Origin of the sequence: Streptomyces sp. NBC_00568 (assembly GCF_026341855.1) — a bacterium.
Taxonomy (GTDB): Bacteria; Actinomycetota; Actinomycetes; order Streptomycetales; family Streptomycetaceae; genus Streptomyces.
Window position 1 is genome coordinate 419,278 of the sequence record NZ_JAPENW010000001.1, and the last position, 17,328, is coordinate 436,605.

Genomic DNA, 17,328 nt, shown 5'->3' on the forward strand with positions numbered 1-17,328 from the left:
ACCGCTCACTGACCATGGTGCCCACTGGTCTCCGGTCAGCGCACCACGGCCGTCTCCACCAGCAGCCGGGCCGCCGCCGCGATCGACTCGGCGTCGATGCCCGCCGCGTGCAGCTGCTCGGCCGGGCTCGCGGAGCCCGGCATCGTACGGACGGCGAGGCGCACCAGGCGGGGCACGGGGCGGCCGTCCGTGAAGGCGTCGAGCACCGCGTCCCCGAGACCGCCCTCCTCCCGGTGGTCCTCGACGGTGACCAGGCAGCCGGTCTCCTCGGCGGCCTCGCGCAGGGTCGCGCGGTCCACGGGCTTCACGGAGTAGAGGTCGATCACGCGGGCCTGGATGCCCTCGCGGTCGAGTGCCTCGGCGGCGGCCAGCGCCTCATGGACGGTGACGCCCGCGGCGACGAGCGTCAGCCGGTCCGCGGCGGAGGCGCGCAGCACCTTGCTGCCGCCGACCGGGAACTCCTCGGTGGCGCTGTAGATGACGGGGCTGTCACCGCGCGAGGTGCGCAGATAGCGGATGCCCTCCAGGTCCGCCATCGTGGCGACGAGCTTCGCGGTCTGGTGGGCGTCGCACGGGTACAGCACGGTCGAGCCGTACACGGCCCGGAACATCGCCAGATCCTCCAGGCCCATCTGCGAGGGCCCGTCCTGGCCGATGGAGACACCCGCGTGCGAGCCGACGAGGTTGATGCCGGAGCCGCTGATGGAGGCCATCCGGACGAAGTCGTGGGCACGGGTGAGGAAGGCCGCGAACGTCGAGGCGTACGGTACCCAGCCCCGTGCGGCCATCCCGACGGCGGCGGCGACCAGTTGCTGCTCGGCGATGTAGCACTCGAAGAAGCGGTCGGGGTGCTTCTTGGCGAAGAACTCGGCGCGCGTCGAGTCGCTGACCTCGCCGTCCAGGACGACGATGTCGCCGCGGGCGTCGCCGAGCGCGGCGAGGGCCTGCCCGTAGGCGTCCCGGGTGGCGACCTCGTCGCCGGTCTCGTACCGCGGCAGGTCGAGATGTCCGGACCGTACGGCGTGCAACACCCGTGCGGCGGGGGGCTGGTGGACCTCCACATGGTGGTCGCGCACCCCGCCGAGCTCGGCGATCGCCTGAGCGGCGTCGGGCAGCGGCTTGCCGTGCAGCCCCTCACGGTCCTGGACCGATGCCACGCCCTTGCCCTTCAGGGTGCGGGCGAGGATCGCGGTGGGCTGTCCGCCGGTGGACTCCGCCTCGGCGAAGGCACGGTCGATCGCGTCCACGTCGTGGCCGTCGATCTCGACGGTGTGCCAGCCGAACGCCCGGAACCGGCGCGCGTACGCGTCCAGGTCGTGCCCGTGCCGGGTCGGCCCGCGCTGCCCCAGGCGATTGACGTCGACGATCACGGCGAGGTTGTCGAGGTGCTCGTACCCGGCGTGCTCGGCGGCCTCCCACACGGAGCCCTCGGCCAGTTCGCTGTCACCGCACAGCACCCAGATCCGGTATCCGGTGCGGTCGAGCCGCTTGCCCGCCAGCGCGACGCCGACACCGACGGGCAGTCCCTGGCCGAGCGATCCGGTGGCGGTCTCGACCCAGGGCAGCCGCCGGGGCGTCGGATGCCCTTCGAGCCGGCTGCCCGCCTTGCGGAAGCTGAGCAGCTCGGCCTCGCTCACGGCGCCGGCCGCCTTGTACGCGGAGTACAGCAGGGGTGAGGCGTGCCCCTTGGAGAGGATGAGGCGGTCGTTGCCGGGGTGCTGGGGGCGTTCGAAGTCGTAGCGCAGATGCTTGGCCAGCAGGACCGCCATCAGGTCGGCGGCGGACATCGACGACGTCGGATGTCCGGAGCCGGCGGCGTCGGCGGCCCGCACGCTGTCGACGCGCAATTGCTGGGCCAGATCGATGAGTTGACGGGTGTTCATGATGCTCCTTCCGAACGGCTGACGGCTCCTGGACGACTCGGACGTCCACGGTCCGCGCCCGACGCGTCCCCGGCGTCTCCTGTGTCCAGTGCGTCCCCCGCGTCCGAAGCGCCGGGAACCGCGGATACTTCAGGGGCTCCAGGCGCTCCAGGTACTTCAGGCGCCCCGGGTGTCTCGGGCGCTCCGGGCACCCTCGCCAACTCGGGCGAGGCGGTGTCGAGCGGCACCGACCACGAGCGGACCAGGCCCAACTGCACGGCCTGGCGCGGCAGTACGGCGTCCAGAAGCCAGTCGGCCGCGACACGGACACGGTTGGCGGGCATGGCGGCCAGGTGGTAGCCGCGGGTGACGGCTGCGGCCGCCGGCCCCGCCAGCGGGATGCCCAGCGGATTCGCGGCGGCCTTGACTCCCCCGAGATCGACGGTGAAGCCCAGGTCGCGATGGCGGTAGGCGCGCCGCTCGCCGATGCCGAGCGAGGCGGCGACGTTGCGGGCGGCGACCCTCCCCTGGCGCCAGGCATGCTGCGCCGTCATCGGCGTGTAGTGGCCGGGCTTCTCCAGATCGGGCACCGCCGCCGCGTCCCCGCAGGCGAACACCTCCGCATGGCTCGGTACCTGGAGATGCGGATCGACGAGGAGCCGCCCCTTCTCGAGGGGCCGCCCGAGTCCCTCGACCAGCGGATCGGGCCGTACTCCCACGCACCACACCAGCGTCCGGGTCTCGACGAACTCCCCGTCGCTGAGCCGCACTCCATCGGGGGTGGCCTCTTCGACCGACGTCCCGGTACGTACGTCGACACCGCGCCGCCGCAGTACGCGGTCGGCGGTGCGCGAGAGTCGTTCGTCCAGCTCGGGCAGCACGCGCGGGGCGACGTCGAGCAGCATCCAGCGCGGTGGCGCTCCTTCGCGCAGCGACTGCTTGCGCACCAGCGCGTCGGTGAACAGCTTTCCCTGGGCGGCGACTTCGGTCCCGGTGTAGCCGGCTCCGACGACCACGAAGGTGCGGCGCGCGGCGCGGCTCTTCGGATCGTCCGACGCGGCGCCGAGCTCGATCTGCCGGGTCACGTGGTCCCGTAGATACAGCGCTTCGGGCAGCCCTCGGAAACCGTGCGCGTGCTCGGCGACACCGGGTACGGGCAGCAGTTTGTTCACACTGCCGACGGCGAGGACGAGACGGTCGTACGTCAGTGTGCCGCTGTCGCCCTCCGGGCCGGTGTAGCGCACGGTGCGCGCGTCGAGGTCGATCCCCTCGGGCCGCGCCTCGCCGAGCACGAGGCGTACGTGGGGCAGCGTGCCGGAGAGCGAGACGGTGACACGGCGTGGCTCCAGGACACCGACGGCGACCTGGGGCAGCAGCGGCACATACAGGAAGTAGTCGGTCGGGTTCAGCAGAGTGATGTCGGCCTGGTGCCGGACCAGCCGCGACAGGGCGCGGGCGGTCCGGTACCCGGCGAAGCCGGCGCCGACGATCAGAATGCGGGGTCGACTCACGGTGCTCCTCTGGCGATGTCGCTCCTACGGGCTTTCCGCGTCCCCCTGACCGAGGGGCCCAAACACGGGCACCCCCGGCGTTTCGCGACCTCACCGGGCTCCGGCGCCTGACATGGCTCGGCGCCGGCACCCCGGGCCATGGGGCTGTCGACCTCATGACCCGACTCGGCACCGGCGCCGTTCATCGCGGGAGCGGGGTCATCGCGCCCGGCGGATCCACACCTCCGGGTCGTCGGACAGACCCGAGCCTGTGCCCGTGCCGGGGACCTCGGGTGTCCCGGACGGGATCGGCGGGTACAGCACGCCCATGCCACCGGGCGGGGAGGCGGGCGGGCCGCCGCCGATGACCCGGCCGGGCGGGGTGAGCTCGTCCGCGTGCTCGGTCGTCGGCCGGGGCGCGGCCGGCCGGGCCATGCCCCGCAACGCGTACGCGGCGGTCCCGAGCACCGCCGCGGCGATCAGGGCGGCCGCCCAGCCGGGCAGGACGGACGCGAGCGCCAGACCGAGGGCGAGGACCAGGGCGGCGCCGGCGTACAGCGCGGCGGCGCCCGAGGCGGCGTACAGGGCGGCGGTCCGGCGCTGTTTGCCTGTCTGCTCGCGCAGTTCGTCCCGGATGGTCTCGCGGGCCACCATGGTGAGCTCGTCGACGAGCTCCTTGTCCAGATGCTCCAGATGTTCCAGGTGCTCGATGCGCTTCATGGTCTGCGGGTACCCGGCGGATCGGCCGGGTAACGAGAAGGCCCCGGCCCCCGTCCCGTTCGGACCGACTCGCACCGGGGCGGCGACGATCGCCCGAAACGATCTCCTCCTCCGCCCGCCCCCAACTAGGCTCGTCCGTATGGAGATTCTGGGAGCCACGCTGCGCGTCTGCGTCGACGACCTGGAGACTGCGGTCCCCTTCTACGAACGGCTCGCGGGCGGCAGAGCCCTCCGCTTCGAGCGCGGCGGGGTGTCGGTCGCCGCGATCGGCTGCTTCCTGCTGATGAGCGGGCCCGAGTCCGAACTCGATGTGCTGCGCAAGGTCGCGGCGACCATCGCCGTCAAGGACGTCGAGGAGACCGGTCGGGTCCTCGCCGACCTAGGTGCACGCGTGGTCGCGGGCCCGGTGGAGACACCCGGCGGCCGCAATCTGATCGCCGTGCACCCGGACGGGTCGGTGTACGAGTACGCGGACCGCCGCGTCTGAACCGCGCCGGGTCCGGGGGCTCCGCCGTGCGGCGGAGCACCCGGGATCATGGCCCCGGCGGACTCGGGCCGTGGACGGCGGCGGACTCAGGTGGCGGACGGCGGACGCATGCGGAAGTCGTAGCGCGCGGGCAGCGGCTCGTCGCTGAGCCGGGACCACAGACGCCCGATGGTCTCCGCGCCCTCCCGCAGGTCGGCGACCTCGAAGCCCGCGTCGAAGACCGCCCGCGCGTCCTCGCGACGGCCCTCGGCGAGCAGCAGTTCGGCCTCGACGAGGCGGAACCGGCCGCGGTCCCGGGTTGCCGGGCGCAGCCGTTCCCACACGGCACGCGCGTCCGCGGGCCGGCCGGCCGTCAGCTGCGCCTCCATGGCCTCGCGGCCGAGCGCGGCGGTCGCCGCGGTCCACCGTTCCCCGTCGTCGCGCCGCTCCCGGCACAGGTCGTCGAACGCCTCGGCATAGCGGTCGGCGGCGCGCTCGTGGTTGCCGGCCTCCTGGTCGGCGACGGCGAGGCAGCGCAGCAACGGCCAGAGAGACGGGGCGAGTTCGAGCGCGCGCTCCCAACTGCGCACGGCCTGGGCGAGATCACCGGCGTGCCACTGGGCCACTCCGAGGTGGTACTCGGCGATCGGTACGGCCGGGGCCGTCTCCAGCATGTCGCGCCAGTGCGACGCCACCAGGGTCTCGCCGGGCGGTCCGACCCGCCGGGGCTCCGGGAACGCGCCGGACCGCAGCAGTTCCCGCCACGGCGCCTGGTCGTCGCCGAGCGTGCTCTCGTCGAAGGGCGTACCGGGCAACTTGTGGGCGGCGCGGAGTACTTCGAGCGCTCCCCAGCCGGATCCGACGGCGAGCACCTCGCCGGGATCCGTGTCGGCGTGCGGCAGCCAGGCGGCGTACGCGGCGTCGACCGCGTCCCGGGAGAGCGCGCTCTCCAGCCTGCCCTCGACGTCCGCCCGCGCGGCCTCCCAGTCCGGCCCGTGCGCCGTCTCCGCGCTCACGGACAACGGACCGTACGCCTCCAGCCAGGAGACCTCGCTCTCGGCTTCGAGCCGCACATGTTCGAGCTGCGTGCGGGCGAGCCCCGCCTGTATCTCGCAGTACCCGCCGGTTCCCGGCTCGGTGAGCCACTCCTGCCAGCGCCGCCCTCCGGGCCCCGAGCCCCAGACGAACAGCTTGCGCCCGCGCAGGGCATCGGTCGACGTCTGGACCAGTCCCTCGCCCGAGTCGTCGACCGCGGCGATCCAGCGGCGCCGCCCGTCGGGCACCTCGTAGAAGTAGTCGGCGGGGAACGTGCTGTTCAGCGGATACGTCCGGTCGATCCCGTCGTACGTCGGCACGGGCACCCGGCGCAGCCGTCGCTCGTAGCCGAAGTGCCACGCTTCCTGAGCCGGGGCGAGCACCCTGCGCTCCTCGGGGACCGCGATGTTGGACCACCAGTACAGCGGGGCGGGCTTCTCGTGGGGATTGCGGACGCGCACGCCGACGTACAGGAAGTCGGAGCCGTCCGGCAGCCACAGGTCGACCTGGAAGGGGAGGTCGCGCAGCCTTTCCCATTCCCACAGGCGCAGCATCTCGCCGCCGTCGGGGGCGGGAACGCGGGCCGCGTGGACGGGTGAGCACGACAGGGTGGTGTGCCCGGTGGCGCCGATGTTCCACTCGATGCCGCCGGAGAACCAGGCGCCGTTGAGGGCGAAGCAGGCCGGCTGGAGCACCGGGTTGCTGTAGAGGAGTTCCGTCGCGGTCGGTTTGTGGAAGAGCGAGACGATACGGCCGCCGAAGCCGGGCAGCACGATGGCGCGCAGCCGGTCGTTCTCGATCACGATGGTGTCGAGTTCGCAGTCCGGGCGTTCCCGTTCGTAGCCGTCCCGGATGCGTTCCGGCAGCACGCTGCGCAGGGGCTCGTACCCGATCTGCCGCGCCATGTCGCGCGGCAGGCCGACGCGGTCGCGGTCGTCGATGGTGTGCATCTCGTCGAGGGGCCGCAGGGGCGGCAGCGGGTTGTTCGGGCCCAACTCCGCCGCCGGGAGGTTCAGTACGTCACGTCGGATCGTCGTCACGATGACCATGGAACATGGTCATCGGCCTGCTGACCAGGGTCTCCGCTCGTCAGAATCGGGTCAGGATTCCGCAAAGGCGCCGACGATCAGGTCCGCGAGGAGCGCGCCCGCGGTCCCCTCGGGGTCCAGGTCGGGGTCGTAGATCGTGACGTTGAGGCCGACGCAGTGCGGCGAGCGGACCAACGGGCCCAGCAGCGCGAGGAGTTCGTCCGGCAGCAGGCCGTCGGGGTCCGGGCTGTCCACGGCGGGCATCACGGCCGGATCGAGCGAGTCGGCGTCGAGGTGCACCCAGAAGCCGTCCAGGTGCGGGAGTTCGAGGGTGCCCAGGGTGGCCCGGGCGATCGTGTCCGCGCCCCAGGTGCGCAGCTCGCCGACGGTCGTCGTGGGGATCTTCAGCGCGGCGAGTTCGTCGCGATCTGTGTCGTAGTCACGGATGCCGAAGAGCCGTAGGTCCTCGTCGCGCAGATAGGGCTTGAGCCCTTCGATGTCGGACAGGTCGTCCTGGCCACGGCCGGTGGCGATCGCGAGTTCCTCGCCACCGGCCGCCCCGATGCGGTCGGAGTTCCCGGCGTGCCGGAAGTCGGCCGAACCGTCGATGGCGGCCAGCCCGAACCGACCGATGCGGCGCAGCGCGAGGGACGCGCCGAGCTGGATGGAGCAGTCGCCGCCGAGGACGACGGGGAGGTCACCGGCGCGGACATGACGTTCGACGCGATCGGCGAGCGCACGGGTGTACGTGGCGATGGCCGCCGCGTTGAAGACGCCGTCGCCTTCCTGCCAGTCCCCCCGGTCGTAGCGAGGCGGCACGACGACGCCCCCCTCCAGCGCGCCGAGCCTCTGCACGATCCGCTGTTCGCGGAGCGCGCCGGCCAGTTTGTAGCAGCCGGGGACGGTGCCGGGCGCGGGCGGGCGCAGGCCGAGGTTGGAGGGAGCGTCCAGCACGACGATGTTCCGCATGGAGGCATCCTCACCCGGGCGGACCACCTCGGGGAAGGGTGCCGCGGGAGGCCGGGGCCCGAGGGAGACGCCCCCACGGGATGGGGACGGACCGCCCGGTCGTCAGCGGGGCGCGACCATCTCCGCGGTGATCGCCCAGCGCTCGTGGTCCCGCCAGGCGCCGTCGATGTGGATGAAGTCCGGCGAGAAGCCTTCGAGCCGGAAGCCGCAGCGCCGGGCGAGCGCGATCGACCCCGTGTTGCCGGGCTGCGCGTTGATCTCCAGCCGGTGCAGCCCCATCCGCCCGAAGGCGTACCGCACAACGAGGTCGAGCGCCTCGGTCATCAGCCCGCGTCCGGCGGCATGCGCGAAGGCGCCGTAGCCGAGGGCTCCGCACAGGAAGCCGCCCTCGACGATGTTGTTGATGTTGATGAAACCGGCGATTCCCCCGCCGTCCCGTTCACAGACGAGGAACCCGGCCTTGGTCGGGTCCTCGATGAGCCGCCCCGCGTAGACGGCGTAGGCGTCGACGCTGCCCGGAGGGAAGAGCCACGGCTGGTGCAGGCTCTTGCTCTCCCTGGCCCGTGCGGTGAACTCCGCACCGTCCTCCTGGGTGAAGTGCCGTATGCCCACGCGAGGGCCTTCGGCGAGATAACCGGCGTTCTCAGGCATCCCGTCACCTTACGTGAGCGCCTTCAGCGCCTGCGCCTCATGGCGTACGCACCGCACAGCGCCCCGATCAGTCCGGTGGCGAGCAGCGCCATCCACAGGGGCATGGTCACCTCGGGGACGAGCAGCCGGATCTTGGTGTTCCGGGTGTTCTCGAAGACGAAGATCAGAGCAAGGACGGCCAGCAGGGCGACGGTGACCCTGGCCGGCGTCAGCAGCCCTTCGCGGGGGCCCTTGCCGCCGCTCTCACCGACGCTCTCGGAGGTCTTCGGACTCATGCGCCCAGCATGATCCGGAAGGCGCCGGTACGCGCGACGGGGGCATCCTCCCGGGTGACTGCCCGCCGGGACGTCCGGCCGCACGGACCGGCGACCGGCGCGCGGTCACGTCCGACCGGTGCCCCCGCCACGACGGCAGTCCCGAGCTGGGCGCGGCCACGACGGCAGTCCCGAGCTGGGCGCGACCGCGACCTCAGGCCGGCGCGGGCCGCGACCGCGGCGTCAGGCGAGCGCGGGCTCGTCCAGTGTCAGGGTCCCCGCGTCCGCGTCGAGTTCGGCCCGGAGACCGAACGGCATCGTCAGCGCCCCCTCGGCGTGCCCGAACCCGAAGTGCTCGACGACCGGCACACCGAGCCCACCGAGCCGGTCGGCGAACACGGCGCGCAGCCCCTCGTACGGTCCGCAGTCCACCCACGAGCCGAGCGCGACCCCGGCCACCCCGTCGAGCCAGCCGGCGCGCAGCAGTTGCGTCAGGATCCGGTCCAGCCGGTAGGCCTCCTCGCCGATGTCCTCGATCAGGAGCAGTCCGCCCCGGGCGGACGTACGGGCGTGCGGTGTGCCGAGGTCCGCGGCCAGCAGACTCACGCAGCCGCCGAGGGTGACACCACGGGCCTTCCCGGGCACCAGCGCGACGGCTTCGCCGGAGGCGATGGTCCGTACCGACTCGGGTTCGAGGAGAGTCGCCCGCAGATGGTCCTGCGCCCGGGTGTTCTTCAGGAAGTCGACGGCCGCGACCATCGGCCCGTGCAGCGTCGCGAGCCCCACCCGCGTCGCGAACGCCTCGTGCAGTGCGGTGATGTCGCTGAACCCGAGGAAGACCTTGGGGCCGGCCGCCCGGACGGCGTCCCAGTCGAGCAGGTCGACCATGCGCTGAGCGCCGTATCCACCGCGGGCGCACAGCACGGCGGCCACGTCCGGGTCGCACCAGGCCGCCTGGAAGTCGGCGGCCCGGTCGGCGTCCGTCCCCGCCAGGTAGTCGAACTCGCCGTGCCGGTCCAGGACGTGGGGGGCCACGACCGGGTCGAGGTCCCAGCCGCGGAGGATGTCGAGGCCGGCCTCCAGCCGTTCCTCGGGGATGGGCCCGCTGGGCGCGACGACGGCGACCCGGGCCCCCGGGGCGAGCCGCGCGGGCCGGGTCAGGGGGGTGATCGGTGCGGTCGTTCGGGTCACTCGTACTGCTCCCGTTCCTGGTGGTTCTTCCGGTCGCTCTCGTCTCGCGCCCGGGTTCCTGAAGGGCTCCGCCCGGTCCGGTCCCCGGCGGGCGGCGGCTTCATTTGGACAGCTCCAGCTTGGGGATCCCGGGCGGGTTCAGCCCGAAGACCTGCGCGTACAGGGAGAGTTCGGACTCCAGGGCCCGCACCATCGTCTCGGCGCGCCGGAAGCCGTGTCCCTCCCCCTCGAAGGCGATGTAGGCGTGCGGGACCTGGCGGTCCTGCTCCTGCAGCACGGCCAGGAAGCGTTCGCACTGCACGGGCGGACAGACGGCGTCGTCGAGTCCCTGGAGCAGCAGGAAGGGCGCGGTGATTCCGTCGGCGTGCGTGGAGGGCGACCGCTCCAGATACCGGCCCGGCACCTCGGCGATCGGGCCGACCAGCGACTCCAGGTACTGCGACTCGAAGTCGTGGGTCTCGCCCGAGGCCCATTCGCTCAGGTCGAGGACGGGGTAGAGGATCGTGCCGCAGGCGTAGACGTCGGTGGTGGCCAGCGAGGCGGCGGTGGTCCAGCCGCCCGCGCTGCCGCCGCGGATCGCGAGCCGGCGCCGGTCGGCGGTGCCCTCGTCGGCGAGCGCGAGCGCCACGGCCGCGCAGTCCTCGACGTCGACGACCCCCCACTGTTCGCGCAGCCGGTTGCGGTACTCCCGTCCGTGGCCGCTCGATCCGCCGTAGTTGACCTCGGCCACGCCGATGCCGCGCGAGGTGAAGTAGGCGATCTCCAGGTCGAGGACGAGGGGCGACCGGCCGGTGGGGCCGCCGTGCACCCATACGACGTACGGCGGGAGTTCGTCGCCGCGCGCGACGTGGTCGGGGTGGTGCGGCGGGTAGATGTGCGCGTGGATCTCGCGTCCGTCGGGGCCGGTGAAGGCGCGGATCTGGGGCTCCGGGTAGTACGCGGGGTCGACCGGGTCGTCGTGCGCGGCGCCGATCACCCGGGCCCGTCCGGTGCTGGCGTCCAGCTCGACGACCTCGTGGGCGCTGCGGGGGCTGGCTCCGACACCCACGACCCTGCTGCCGTGCACCGCGAGCGTCGGCGCGAACTCGGTCCAGGGGCCGGCCGTGTCGACGAGCTCGCCGGTCTCCGGGTCGAGCATCCCGAGCGCGGTGGCGCCCCGTCCGTGCACGACGGCGACCAGGCCGGTCTCCAGGGGCGCGAACCAGCGGTATCCGACCTTCCAGAGCGGGCCGCCGAACTCCTCCTCGCGCGGACAGACGGCGATCGCCTCGCCGTCCGCGCCGAGACGGTGGAGATTCCACCAGCCGGTGCGGTCGCTGACGTAGAGCAGGCTTCCGTCGGCCGCCCAGTCGGCCTGGACGACGGACTCCTCCGGGCCGCCCGCGACGGGCCGCGGGTGGGAGAAGGTGCCGTCCTCGGTGACGTCCGCGAGGATCACCTCGGTGCCGTCCCAGGGCATCCGCGGGTGGTCCCAGGCGAGCCAGGCCGCCTGCCGGCCGTCGGGCGAGAGCCGGGGTCCGGTGACGAACCGGTGCCGTCCGTCGGACAGTTCCCGCACGGCGTCCCGGTCGTACGCCGCCGTTCCGTCCAGCGGTACCGCGACGACGGCCCGGCGCAGGTCGGTGGGGCCCTCCCCGGTGAACTCCTCCATGACACACCACACTTCGCCCCGCTCCACCCGGATCTGCGGGTCCACCCAGCGCAGTCCGCCGCCCACCGGCGAGATGGGGGTCAACGGGAGCGGTTCACCGCCGGGTTCGCAGTGGTAGAGGCGCTGGTCGGCGAAGTTCACGAACACGAACAGCGGGCCTTCGGGGCGCATGACTCCCGCCCAGGGGTGACCGCCGTACTCGATGACGCGACTGCGCACGTTCCAGGGGGCCGGGAGCAGCGGCTCCTCGGTGCCGTCCGCCTTCCGCCGGACCAGCGTGCGCCGTCCGCCCTCGGTCGGCCGCGGCTCGGTCCACCAGGCCTCGTCGCCGACGAAACCGACGAACTCGGGATGTCCGTCGTGCGCGGCGGCGAGCGCCGCGTCGATCGGCGAGGGCCATGAACCGTATGACAGGGTCTGCATCTCGTCCCCCCTAGGCCGTGCGCAGAAAGCGGTCGAGAACGCGGACGCCGAAGTGGAGTGCCTCGACCGGTACGCGCTCGTCGACTCCGTGGAACAGTGCCTGGTAGTCGAAGCCCTCCGGGAGCTTCAGCGGTGCGAAGCCGTATCCGGTGATGCCGAGCCGGGAGAACTGCTTGGCGTCCGTGCCGCCCGACATGCAGTACGGGACCACATGGCCCTCGGGTGCGAACTCCTCCACGGCCGCCCGCATCCGCGCGTACGTCGGCGAGTCCAGGGGTGCCTGGAGGGCCACCTCGCGGTGGTGGAACTCCCACTCCACGTCGGGCCCGGTGAGCCGGTCCATCGTCGTGCGGAACTCGTCCTCGCCGCCGGGCAGATAGCGGCCGTCCACGTACGCGACGGCCTCTCCCGGAATCACGTTGACCTTGTAACCGGCGCTCAGCATGGTCGGGTTGGCGCTGTTGCGGACCGTCGGTTCGACGAGCGCGGCGGCCGGGCCGAGCTTGCGCAGGAGGGCGTCCACGTCGTCCAGGCCGCCGTCCACGCCGTACAGGGCGGCGAGTTCGGTCAGGGCGGCCCGCACGGTCGGGGTGATGCGCAGTGGCCACTCGTGGGCGCCGATCCGGGTGACCGCGGCGGCGAGGCGGGTCACCGCGTTGCTCCGGTTCACCTTGGAGCCGTGGCCCGCCCGGCCCCGGGCGGTGAGCTTGAGCCAGCCGGTGCCGCGCTCTCCCGCGGCGATCGGATACAGCTGCCGGCCGCTGCCGTCGTGGAAGGTGAACGCCCCCGACTCGCTGATGCCCTCGGTGCAGCCCTCGAAGAGTCCGGGGTGCTCGTCGGCGAGGAAGCCCGAGCCGTCCTCGGCGCTCGCCTCCTCGTCGGCGGTGAAGGCGATCACCAGGTCACGCCGGGGCCGCACCCCCTCGCGCGCCCAGGCTCGGACGACGGCGAGGATCATCGCGTCCATGTTCTTCATGTCGACCGCGCCCCGTCCCCAGACGACGCCGTCGCGGATCTCCCCGGAGAACGGGTGGACGCTCCAGTCCTCGGCCTGCGCGGGCACCACGTCCAGGTGACCGTGGACGAGCAGCGCGTCGGCGGACGGGTCGGTGCCCTCCAGGCGGGCGACGACGTTCGTCCGTCCCTCGGTGCGCTCCAGGAGTGTCGGTTCGAGGCCCGCCTCGGCCAGCCGCGCGGCGGCGTACTCGGCGGCCGGGCGCTCCCGGCAGTCTCCGCCGCCCCGGTTGGTGGTGTCGATCCGGATGAGGTCGGAGGTGAACCGAACGACCTCGTCGAGTGCCCGTGCGTCAGCCATACTGCTCCTCCACCGCGGCCGAGACGATCGTGGTGACCGCCTTGAAGGTCCGAATCCCCTCGTACATGGTGTCGCTGGTGTACGCGATCTTCCGCTCACCGACGCGGCCGGCACCCGGCACGACGGTGGCGGCCATCGCCAGGTGCTCGGCGTCGAACTCCAGAGCGATGGTGAACGGGCCGGCGACGACCGGCTCGTGCCGCACCGCGAGCGCCGCCGCCTCCTTGGCCGCGGCCCGGATGTCCGCGGCGGTCCTGGCCGGTGTGCGGCACACGGCCGCGTACCGCGAGACATGGTCCTTCACGGCGACCTTCAGCGCCTCGGGCGCGTATCCGAGGGCGTCCTCGCACGCCACGTCGTCACCGGTGACCAGCACGACCGGCACGCCGTACTCGGCGACGACGCGGGCGTTGAGCAGGCCCTCGCTGGCCCGCACGTCGTTGATCCACACGCCGGTGATGGAGTTCGCGAGGTAGGTGTGCGCGAGGACGCCCTCCATGCCCGCACCCGCGTGGTAGCCGACGAACGCGATGCCGTCCACGTCGTCGTGCTGCACGCCCTCGACCATGGAGAGCGACTTGTGCCGCCCGGTGAGCATCTCCGCTCTCTCGTCGAGCCTCTCCAGCAACAGGTTCCGCATGGTCCAGTGGGCTTCGTTGATGAGCACCTCGTCGGCGCCGCCGTCGAAGAAGCCGAGCACCGCGGCGTTCACGTCCGAGGTGAACATCGCGCGGCACCGCTCCCACTGCGGAGTCCCCGGCAGCACGTCGGCCGGCCAGGTCACACCCGTGGCGCCTTCCATGTCGGCGCTGATGAGGATCTTCATGCCCGAAACCGTACGCGCTTCGGCCCGGGCCCGGCAGAGCCTGTGGACAACTCTCACCGGTCCAGACCGCTGGTGTCACCCGGAGCGGCCCGCCACCAGCCATTTCGACGGAAGTTCGATACGCGTGCCGTCGGGCAGGTGCTCGGTCGTGACGAGCGGGAGATCGCCGCTCGCGAGGACCGTGAGGCCCGCCGCGCGCAGGTACTCGGGAACCGCCGCGTCCGCGACCTCGCCCGGGGCGATGCCGTGCCGGAACACCGGGGCCAGCTTGGCCGGAGGACCGTCCGGGCCCTGGGCCAGCCCCCGCAGGAGTGCGCCTGCGGCCTCGGCGAGCTCGACCAGGAAGACCCGGCCGCGCTCCCCCGCCAGAGTGGCCAGACCGTCCGCCAGCGGCTGCCGGTCGTCCGGCTCGGCCTGGTGGAGCACACCCCGCATATAGACGTTGGCGTCGCCCAGCTCGGCGTGCAGTGCCTCGGCCTCGGTCTTGTCCGCCGCGTCGAGCAGCCGGTACCGGGCCCGGCCCGCCGGGTCGGCGCTCTGGGCGAGGTCCAGCGCCGCCGGCGCGAGGTCGGTGCCGACGACGTGCGGGAATCGGTCGGCGAGGAAGCGGGTCTGGGTGCCGTTGCCGCAGCCGAGGTCCACGAGGGGCAGGTCGCGGGCCGCCAAGTGCGGTTCGAAGAGGCCGAGATGGACCCCGGCCGTGAGCGCGGGCTCGGCGTCCCAGAAGACCTCCCCCTGCTCTGCGGGGGCCTCGCACCAGAAGCCCTCCCAGGCTCCCCTGTACCGACTGCTCACGCTCATGCCCGCTCCCGGGGTCGCGACCGCGCCCGCCGGGACCTGGCGGGCCTGATCGGTCTATCGCGCCCGGCGCGCGGCGACAAGCGGGCGGCGCGTTCCTTCACGGCTCATTCGAAGCCCGTACGCCCTCGCACGCCGAGCCCGCCTATTGCCGTGCGGGCGGCACGCGAACGGATCAGCCTCGCGGGAGTGTCAGTTCGAACCACACGGTCTTGCCCGCACCGGTCCGGCTGGCGCCCCACTCACGGGACAGCGCGCTGACGAGTCGCAGGCCGCGTCCGAACTCGTCGCCGGGACCCACGCTCAGCAGTATCGGGAGGGTCTGGTCGTCGTCGTCCACCTCGCACAGCAGGGTGTCGCCGCGAACGAGCCGCAGCTCGATCCCGCGGCTGTGCGCGTGCCGTACGGCGTTGGTGACGAGCTCGCCGACCATCAGTTCGGCGTTGTCGGCGAGCCCGGTCAGGTCCCACGCACGCAGCTGTTCGCGGACCACGGCACGCGCCCGGCCGGCCTCGATCGGGTCGAGCGCGAGGCGCCATACGGCGACGTCCTCGGGTTCGATTCCGTTGAGCCGGGCCATCAGCAGCGCGACATCGTCCTTGCGCCCGCCGCGCGTGTTGAGCGCGCGGATGATGGTGTCGCAGGCCTGGTCCATGGAGGCGGCCGGGTGGGCGGCGGATTCGCAGAGGGTGGCGAGGCCGACACCGATGTCCTCGCCGCGCACCTCGACGAGCCCGTCGGTGCACATCACGAGCCGGTCGCCGGACGCCACCGGCACGCGGACCGCCTCGAAGGGAACCCCGCCGACGCCGATGGGCGCGCCGGTCGGCAGTTCGAGCAGTTCGCTGCGGCCGTCCTCGGCGCGGACCAGGACCGGCGGGATGTGGCCCGCGTTGGCGATGTGCAGCTCGCCGGCGATCGGGTCGTAGACGGCGTACAGACAGGTCGCGAGATAGTTGTCGCCGAGGCGCTGGGCCAGGTCGTCGAGGTTGCGTAACAGCTGGGCGGGCGGCAGGTCGAGCGCGGCCATCGTCTGCACGGCGGTGCGCAACTGGCCCATCATCGCGGCGGAGTTGAGGCCGTGCCCCATGACGTCGCCGACGACCAGGGCGGTGCGCGAGCCGGGCAGCTTCACCGAGTCGAACCAGTCGCCGCCGACCCGTCCGAGGAGCGTACCCGGCAGATAGCGGGTGGCGATGTCGCAGCCGGCCATGCGGGGCGCGATGGTCGGCAGCATGCTGTCCTGGAGGGTCTCCGCGACGCTCTCCTGGTAGGTGTACATGCGCGCGTTGTCCAGCACCAGACCGGCTCGGGCGGCCAGTTCGGCGCCGGTGACGCGGTCCATGTCGTTGAACTCGGCGCGCTCCGGGTGACGCAGCAGGATCATGAACCCGAGCACCACATTGCGGGCCTTCAGCGGCACGACCAGCATCGAGCGGTTGGTGATGAGCGGCCTGATGTCGCGCTTCTCGAACTGCGCGGCGATCATGTGCCCCATCTGCTCGCTGATACGCGGCACGAGGACGGGCTCACCGGTGGTCATGCACTGGAAGAACGGCGTGTGCGCCGGGAACGGCATGGCCTCGCCGACCGGCACGACGTCGTCCCAGCGGCCCGGCTCGTCCGTGTGCTCCAGGGCGACCCGGTGCCACATGGTGGTGGTGTCGGGCACGCCGTCGGGGAAGCCCTCGCCGGCGACGACCTGCTCACGCAGGTAGGTCCCCGCCACGTCGGTGAAGCGCGGCACGACGGCCCGGCTGACCTCCAGGATGGTCTGCGACAGGTCGAGGGAGGTTCCGATGCGCCCGCTGACCTCGTTCAGGAACTCCAGGCGCTCGCGCACCGCGACGTACTCGAGGTCCTCGACCTCGTCCGAGACGCCCTGCGCCATGGGCACGCCGGAGGCAGCCGCCCGGGCCGCCCGCTCACGGCGCGCCTTGCGTTCGGCACGCCGGGGCACGCCCCAGTCCGGGGTGACGGGCACCCGGTCGTTCTGGCTGAACTCCAGGACGGGATAGCCCAGTTCCAGAACCTGCGAGACGATGCGGGCGCTCTCGCCGACGCTCATGCTGGGCAGGATCTCGGGGAGCCGGCGGGCCAGCTCCTCGGCGCCGGGGAAGTCGGTGTGCAGCGCGAAGCCGGGCGCGATGCGCTCGAAGGAGACGTCGTCGTCCTCGCGGCGCAGGGCGGCGGCGTCGGCGGCGAGCACGAGCAGCCGCTCCCGGCCGGGACCCACCAGCGGGTAGGCCCACCACAGGACGTCGATCCGGTCGGGACCCGCCGCGGTGAGCCGGGCGCGTCCGGCGGCCGGGTAGGAGAGCCTCCCGTCCAGGGACGATTCCAGGCCGGGTCCGAGGCCGTCGTAGGCCGCGTAGCTCCCGAAGGGGGCCGCGTCATCGGGAAGCGCGCCGGAGACGGGGAGCAGGTCGGCGACGGGGTGTCCCAGCGCTTCCTCCTTGGGGGCGCCGAACAGGCGCCGCGCGCCGCTGCTCCAGTGCGAGACGAGCTGGTCGCGGTCCACGACCACGACAGCCAGCGGGATGCGACCGGCGGCGGCGTGCTCCGCCGCGCCGTCCCCAGCTCCGCGGCCGGGAGCTGCGCCGACTTCGGTGCCACGGTCCATGGCCCAGGCCCTCTCTCCCCACGGCT

14 protein-coding genes are annotated in these 17,328 nt (G+C 72.8%); 1 reads left to right on the forward strand and 13 read right to left on the reverse strand.

Translation table 11 applies throughout. The features are described 5' to 3' along the window. Positions 1–35: 35 nt before the first annotated feature. The 3 genes from OOK38_RS01820 to OOK38_RS01830 form a co-directional block, all read right to left on the reverse strand. Entirely contained in the window at positions 36–1,883 is a 1,848-nt protein-coding gene (locus OOK38_RS01820; RefSeq protein WP_266763841.1) for a transketolase, read from the reverse strand. Continuing rightward, positions 1,880–3,373 carry an NAD(P)/FAD-dependent oxidoreductase gene (locus tag OOK38_RS01825; RefSeq protein WP_266763840.1) on the reverse strand — a complete coding sequence of 498 codons (1,494 nt, stop codon included), beginning with the start codon at positions 3,371–3,373 and terminating at the stop codon, positions 1,880–1,882. Before OOK38_RS01825 ends, OOK38_RS01820 begins: the two co-directional genes overlap by 4 nt. Positions 3,374–3,571: 198 nt before the next feature. After that, the gene (locus OOK38_RS01830) at positions 3,572–4,072 is read right to left on the reverse strand and encodes a phage holin family protein (RefSeq protein ID WP_266763839.1); all 501 of its coding nucleotides are present in this window, start codon (positions 4,070–4,072) and stop codon (positions 3,572–3,574) included. Positions 4,073–4,211: 139 nt separating this feature from the next. Here OOK38_RS01830 and OOK38_RS01835 point away from each other — a divergent pair, with 139 nt between their 5' ends. Continuing rightward, positions 4,212–4,559, forward strand: coding sequence for a VOC family protein (locus tag OOK38_RS01835; protein ID WP_266763838.1), 348 nt, complete (start codon positions 4,212–4,214; stop codon positions 4,557–4,559). A gap of 86 nt (positions 4,560–4,645) precedes the next feature. On the opposite strand, the gene OOK38_RS01840 is transcribed toward OOK38_RS01835, so the two are convergent. From OOK38_RS01840 to OOK38_RS01885, 10 genes are all read right to left on the reverse strand, one after another. Continuing rightward, positions 4,646–6,622 carry a DUF5107 domain-containing protein gene (locus OOK38_RS01840; RefSeq protein WP_266848054.1) on the reverse strand — a complete coding sequence of 659 codons (1,977 nt, stop codon included), beginning with the start codon at positions 6,620–6,622 and terminating at the stop codon, positions 4,646–4,648. Positions 6,623–6,673: 51 nt separating this feature from the next. Continuing rightward, positions 6,674–7,570 (reverse strand): arginase family protein, encoded by an 897-nt coding sequence (locus tag OOK38_RS01845; RefSeq protein ID WP_266848056.1) that lies wholly within the window; start codon positions 7,568–7,570, stop codon positions 6,674–6,676. A gap of 102 nt (positions 7,571–7,672) precedes the next feature. After that, positions 7,673–8,221, reverse strand: a complete 549-nt coding sequence (locus OOK38_RS01850; protein WP_266763835.1) for a GNAT family N-acetyltransferase — start codon at positions 8,219–8,221, stop codon at positions 7,673–7,675. A gap of 23 nt (positions 8,222–8,244) precedes the next feature. Next, entirely contained in the window at positions 8,245–8,496 is a 252-nt protein-coding gene (locus tag OOK38_RS01855) for a DUF1049 domain-containing protein (protein WP_266848058.1), read from the reverse strand. A gap of 222 nt (positions 8,497–8,718) precedes the next feature. Next, complete coding sequence (locus OOK38_RS01860) at positions 8,719–9,645, reverse strand: LD-carboxypeptidase (protein WP_266765927.1); 927 nt, start codon at positions 9,643–9,645, stop codon at positions 8,719–8,721. Between the two features lie 121 nt (positions 9,646–9,766). Further along, positions 9,767–11,740, reverse strand: a complete 1,974-nt coding sequence (locus OOK38_RS01865; RefSeq protein ID WP_266763833.1) for an LpqB family beta-propeller domain-containing protein — start codon at positions 11,738–11,740, stop codon at positions 9,767–9,769. A 10-nt stretch (positions 11,741–11,750) separates the two neighbouring features. Next, entirely contained in the window at positions 11,751–13,055 is a 1,305-nt protein-coding gene (locus tag OOK38_RS01870; RefSeq protein ID WP_266763832.1) for a M20/M25/M40 family metallo-hydrolase, read from the reverse strand. Then, entirely contained in the window at positions 13,048–13,881 is an 834-nt protein-coding gene (locus OOK38_RS01875) for a M55 family metallopeptidase (RefSeq protein ID WP_266763831.1), read from the reverse strand. Before OOK38_RS01875 ends, OOK38_RS01870 begins: the two co-directional genes overlap by 8 nt. 75 nt (positions 13,882–13,956) lie before the next feature. Next, the gene (locus OOK38_RS01880) at positions 13,957–14,682 is read right to left on the reverse strand and encodes a class I SAM-dependent methyltransferase (protein WP_266763830.1); all 726 of its coding nucleotides are present in this window, start codon (positions 14,680–14,682) and stop codon (positions 13,957–13,959) included. A gap of 172 nt (positions 14,683–14,854) precedes the next feature. Continuing rightward, on the reverse strand, positions 14,855–17,302 hold the full coding sequence (locus OOK38_RS01885; RefSeq protein ID WP_266763829.1) for a SpoIIE family protein phosphatase: 2,448 nt from the start codon (positions 17,300–17,302) through the stop codon (positions 14,855–14,857). Between the last annotated feature and the right edge of the window lie 26 nt (positions 17,303–17,328).